4 protein-coding genes are annotated in these 5,579 nt (G+C 42.7%); all 4 read left to right on the top strand.

Annotation, left to right across the window (positions count from 1 at the left end):
- Positions 1 to 152: 152 nt before the first annotated feature.
- The 4 genes from bchH to VB740_RS35615 all read left to right on the top strand — a co-directional run bounded on the left by bchH (position 153) and on the right by VB740_RS35615 (position 5,286).
- Positions 153 to 3,875: a magnesium chelatase subunit H gene (bchH, locus tag VB740_RS35600; RefSeq protein WP_323204515.1), complete on the top strand. Its 3,723-nt coding sequence runs from the start codon at positions 153 to 155 to the stop codon at positions 3,873 to 3,875.
- Between the two features lie 48 nt (positions 3,876 to 3,923).
- Positions 3,924 to 4,145 (top strand): type II toxin-antitoxin system HicB family antitoxin, encoded by a 222-nt coding sequence (locus VB740_RS35605; protein ID WP_323204516.1) that lies wholly within the window; start codon positions 3,924 to 3,926, stop codon positions 4,143 to 4,145.
- Entirely contained in the window at positions 4,145 to 4,330 is a 186-nt protein-coding gene (locus tag VB740_RS35610; RefSeq protein ID WP_323204517.1) for a type II toxin-antitoxin system HicA family toxin, read from the top strand. The genes VB740_RS35605 and VB740_RS35610 overlap by 1 nt, the downstream gene beginning before the upstream one ends.
- A 515-nt stretch (positions 4,331 to 4,845) precedes the next feature.
- Positions 4,846 to 5,286, top strand: a complete 441-nt coding sequence (locus VB740_RS35615) for a hypothetical protein (RefSeq protein WP_323204518.1) — start codon at positions 4,846 to 4,848, stop codon at positions 5,284 to 5,286.
- Positions 5,287 to 5,579 lie beyond the last annotated feature (293 nt).

Genomic DNA, 5,579 nt, shown 5'->3' on the forward strand with positions numbered 1-5,579 from the left:
ACCTTTCCCCTTTTCCCAGCCCTCACCTAACAATTTTGGGTTGGCAGACTACTAGTACGGCTAAATGACCGAAATCTGTAGGTAGATATTTAACAATCAGCCTGAAAGCACGTTTAAAATTTAAGTAAAGAAATATTTCGTAGCTTACAGGCATGAAACGCATCGTCTTGGTTGCTGGGTTTGAATCGTTCAACGCTGACTTGTATAGGAAAGCAGCCTTTTTGGCTAACTCTCGTTGTCCTGAGTTGGATATTCGAGTATTTAGCGATCGCGATCTTACAACCAAACGCACCGAGGTAGAAGCAGCACTTGATGGGGCTGATGTGTTTTTCGGTAGCCTCCTATTTGATTATGACCAGGTTGTGTGGTTGCGCGATCGCATTTCCCAAATTCCCATTCGCCTAGTTTTCGAGTCAGCCTTAGAATTGATGAGTTTAACCAAGCTGGGTATATTTGCCATTGGCGACAAACCCAAAGGAATGCCCAAACCAGTCAAATTCATCCTCGACAAATTTAGCAACGGACGAGAAGAAGACAAACTCGCTGGTTACATCAGCTTCTTAAAAATTGGCCCCAAACTACTAAAATATGTCCCAGTGCAAAAAGTTCAAGACTTACGCAACTGGTTAATTATCTATGGTTACTGGAATGCAGGCGGCCCAGAAAACGTCGCTTCATTATTCTGGACACTAGCAGAAAAATACTTAGATTTAAAAGTCGGTGACATTCCCCCGCTAATTGAAACCCCCAACATCGGATTACTCCACCCCGACTATCAAGGGTTTTTTGAATCGCCCCGCGACTATTTAGAATGGCATAAAACCCATTGTAGAGACGCGATTCATCGCGTCTATTGGGAAGACGCGATGAATCGCGTCTCTACAAAACCGATTGTTGGGATTTTACTCTACCGTAAACACGTCATCACCAAACAACCATACATTCCCCAAATAATTCGCAGTTTTGAAAAAGCCGGCTTAACTCCTTTGCCCATCTTCATCAACGGCGTAGAAGGACACGTGGCGGTACGAGATTTAATGACAACCGACTATGAAATTCAGCAACGACAACTAGGCAATATAGAAACTCCCTCACTATCAAGTGAAGCAGTAAAAGTAGATGCGATCGTTTCGACAATTGGCTTTCCTTTAGTGGGTGGCCCCGCTGGTTCAATGGAAGCTGGGCGTCAGATAGAAGTAGCAAAACGCATCCTCACTGCCAAGAATGTACCTTATATTGTTGCTGCACCACTATTAATTCAAGATATTCACTCGTGGACGCGCCAAGGTGTCGGCGGATTGCAAAGTGTGGTGTTATATGCATTACCAGAATTGGATGGGGCTATTGATACCATTCCCCTTGGTGGTTTAGTGGGCGAAAATATTTATCTGGTTCCCGAACGGGTGCAGCGATTAATTGGTAGGGTAAAAACTTGGGTGGCTTTGCGGCAAAAACCTGCATCGGAACGCAAAATTGCCATTATTTTATATGGGTTTCCCCCAGGTTATGGGGCTGTGGGCACAGCTGCATTATTAAATGTGCCGCGTAGTTTGCTGAAATTTCTCCATGCACTCAAAGAACAAGGTTATACCGTCGGGGATTTACCGGAAGATGGCGAAGAATTGATTCGCTGGGTGAAAGAAGCGGATGAATCTAATTCTCTTGTGGGGTGGGCATCTTGCCCGCCCCTTGATAATGGCGGGCAAGATGCCCACCCCACAAATACTGTCAATGTTCGCACTCTAGAAAAATGGTTGGGATATCTGCAAACCTCCCGTATCGAAAAACAATGGAAATCTCTTACGGGGACTGGAATTAAAACATCTGGCGATGATTTTCAGATTGGCGGTGTGCAATTAGGAAATGTGTGGATAGGTGTACAACCACCTTTGGGTATACAAGGCGACCCGATGCGCTTAATGTTTGAACGGGATTTAACGCCACATCCGCAATATGCTGCTTATTATAAATGGCTGCAAAATGAGTTTCAAGCTGATGCTATAGTTCACTTTGGAATGCATGGGACGGTGGAATGGTTGCCTGGTTCTCCGTTGGGGAATACGGGTTATTCTTGGTCGGATATTCTGTTAGGAAATTTGCCTAATCTATATATATATGCGGCGAATAATCCTTCGGAATCGATGTTGGCAAAACGTCGCGGTTATGGTGTATTAATTTCTCATAATGTACCACCTTATGGTCGCGCAGGTTTATATAAAGAATTGGTGGCATTGCGGGATTTGATTTCGGAGTATCGTGAAGATCCGCAAAAGAATTATGTTTTGAAGGAAGGGATTTGTAAAAAAATTGTGGACTCTGGCTTGGATGCAGATTGTCCGTTTGAGGATGCTAAACGCTTGGGTATTGCGTTTACTCCAGAAAATATTCGGATGTTTAGCGCTCATGCTTTTGATGATTATTTGGTGGAGTTGTACGAATATTTACAAGTTTTAGAAAATCGGTTGTTTTCTTCTGGGTTGCATACGTTGGGGGAAGCACCAAATGAGGAGGAATTGGCTTCTTATTTGGAGGCATATTTTGGTGATAATCAAGAAGAAAGAGAAGAAGAAAAACTAATCAAAGACTTGTTGATGCAATCTACGGATGAGTTAACAAATTTGTTAAGAGGGTTGAATGGGGAGTATATTCCGCCTGCGCCTGGTGGAGATTTGTTGCGAGATGGGGCTGGTGTTTTACCGACTGGGAGAAATATTCATGCTTTAGATCCTTATCGGATGCCTTCACCTGCTGCTTATGAACGGGGACGGGAAATTGCTCAAAAAATTATCGCCCAGCATTTGGAAGAACATGGGACATATCCTGAAACGGTGGCGGTGATGTTGTGGGGATTGGATGCAATTAAAACTAAGGGTGAATCTTTGGGGATTCTGTTGGAATTGGTGGGGGCTGAACCTGTTAAAGAAGGAACTGGCAGAATTGTTCGTTATGAATTAAAGCCGTTGGCTGAGGTTGGACATCCCCGAATTGATGTGTTGGGTAATTTGTCTGGAATTTTCCGAGATAGTTTTGTAAATATCATCGAATTGTTGGATGATTTATTTCAACGGGCGGCTGATGCTGATGAATCGGAAGATCAGAATTTTATTAGAAGACACGCTTTAGCTTTGAAAGCCCAAGGTGTGGAAAATGCATCGGCGAGATTGTTTTCTAATCCGGCGGGTGATTTTGGTTCTTTGGTGAATGATAGAGTGGTTGATGGTAACTGGGAATCTGGTGAGGAGTTAGGCAATACTTGGCAAAGTCGCAACGTGTTTAGCTATGGGAGAGAAGATAAAGGTCAAGCTAGACCGGAAATTTTGAATACTTTGTTAAAAACTAGCGATCGCATTGTTCAAGAAATTGATTCGGTAGAATATGGTTTAACTGATATTCAAGAATATTACGCTAATACTGGCGGTTTGAAAAAGGCAGCAGAAAAACAAAGCGGTAAGAAGGTTACAACCAGCTTTGTGGAAAGTTTCTCGAAGGATACTACACCCCGCAATTTAGATGATTTGCTGCGAATGGAGTATCGCACCAAGTTGGTAAATCCCAAATGGGCGCAAGCGATGGCGAATCAAGGTTCTGGTGGTGCGTTTGAAATTTCCCAGCGGATGACGGCGTTGATTGGTTGGGGTGGTACTGCCGATTTTACCGATGATTGGGTTTATGACCAAGCCGCAGATACTTATGCGTTAGATGCAGAGATGGCGGAGAAATTACGCAAGGCAAATCCTGAAGCTTTTCGCAATATTTTAGGGAGAATGCTGGAGGCGCATGGGCGAGGCTTCTGGGAAGCTGATGCTGATAAGTTAGATAAGCTACGTCAGTTGTATGAGTTGACAGATGAGCAGTTGGAGGGAGTGACGGTTTAGTGAGTTGGGTATGTTAGGCATTGTTAATCCATTTCAAGAGCAAATTATATGGAAAATTCTTTCACTGCTGTATATGAAAAGATAGATGATTGGTATGTCGGTTACGTTCAAGAGTTACCCGGTGCTAATGTCCAAGAGAGAACTCTGGAAGAAGCTAGAGAAAGTCTACGGGAAGCGATAGAGTTGATTTTAATCTCAAATCGGGAACTCGCAGAGCAACAACTTTCCGGTAAAGATGTCGTCCGTGAACAGATTACTGTCAAATTATAGTGAAAAGACGTGAATTGATTCGCTATTTGGAAAAGAACGGCTGTTTGTTTCTTCGAGAGGGTGGAAGGCATACGATTTATTACAATCCATCAAACAATAGAACCTCGGCAGTTCCAAGACATACTGAGATTGTTGAGATTCTAGCTATCAAGATTTGCAAAGATTTGGAGATTTCCCCACCTTAGTACAGCACGGCGTAAATGAAGCTACCATTTTAAACAAGCAAAAGCCATGTCTACGACGGGCTACGCCTACGCTCTTAGGCTTGAGGCTGTGAAAATTTAAACCTTTGCAGCTAAGATTACTTCATGTATAAGAAAGGCTTAAGTTTTTCTTGCAAATGTATAAGTCGTTGCTGCAAACGCTTAATGCTTTGCAACAAATGTTCTTCCATGTATAAGAAAGGCTTAAGTTTTTCTTGCAAATGTATAAGTCGTTGCTGCAATTGTTTAATGCTTTGCAACTAATGTTCTTCCATGTATAAGAAAGGCTTAAATCATTGCAGCAATTGTTGTAACGAACTTATGAATCTATTTAGTACCTAGAATAAAATATAGTTTAAGTGAAATTAACTAAATTTTTTGAGATGCGATGTCTACGACGGGCTACACCTACGCAACTGATTTGCTATATTTTCCCATGACAATCAGAAGCATTTTGGTATAAAACAGTACTAACACCCTAGTAGCAGAGATGCATTATGGCACGTCGTAAAAGAAATTCCAGCGTTTTAGAACGAGCCGATCGCCGGATTGAAAGTTTACAATCTATCAGTGTAGAACTTGACTTTGGCCAAGGATTGACTATAGAAGCTTACACCATGACAATTAACGATCTCCGGTCTAAGCTTGCTGCCTACAACACTGCATTATCTACCATTGACAAACTCACAGATGACGTGAATAACGCAGAAAAGGCTGTAATAGCGATATCAGAAAAAATGTTACTAGGAGTTGGCAGCCGTTACGGTAAAACCAGCCCAGAATACGAGATGGCGGGTGGTGCGCGACGGGGTAATACCAAGAAAAAGCAAAGCGTAGTAGGTAATTCCAAACCCACCAATTCTTTAGCAGCTGATTCTGTGAAGCTTTCTTCTGCAAATGGATCTATGAATGGGGTGTCGGGTGCGATCGTGAGTTGAGTAAAATCCAATAGGGTTTAGCAATAAAATTTGTAGGTTGGGGAGCCACTGCGTTGGGCGGCTATGCCGACTTGTAGCACGTGGCGTTTGAGGAACGAAACCCAACACTCCGATCAATGTTGGGTTTCGCGTTGCTCAACCCAACCTACATCTTATCTGTTAGCTTCCTCACCCGCCTGGGAATTAATTCCCAGGCTAACAGCTAAAGTCTACTTTAGTAGACTCAAGATTTTTGAGTATATTTAGTCATCTTCAGATGACTTTTGCTATTAGCAAGGAACTTCAGTTCCTTG

The sequence above is a fragment of the Nostoc sp. UHCC 0251 genome (genome assembly GCF_034932245.1).
Lineage (GTDB): Bacteria > Cyanobacteriota > Cyanobacteriia > Cyanobacteriales > Nostocaceae > Nostoc.

Coding starts and splice junctions, on each gene's coding strand:
- bchH (WP_323204515.1), top strand. CDS start 153: ATGAAACGCATCGTCTTGGTTGCTGGGTTTGAATCGTTCAACGCTGAC.
- VB740_RS35605 (WP_323204516.1), top strand. CDS start 3,924: ATGGAAAATTCTTTCACTGCTGTATATGAAAAGATAGATGATTGGTAT.
- VB740_RS35615 (WP_323204518.1), top strand. CDS start 4,846: ATGGCACGTCGTAAAAGAAATTCCAGCGTTTTAGAACGAGCCGATCGC.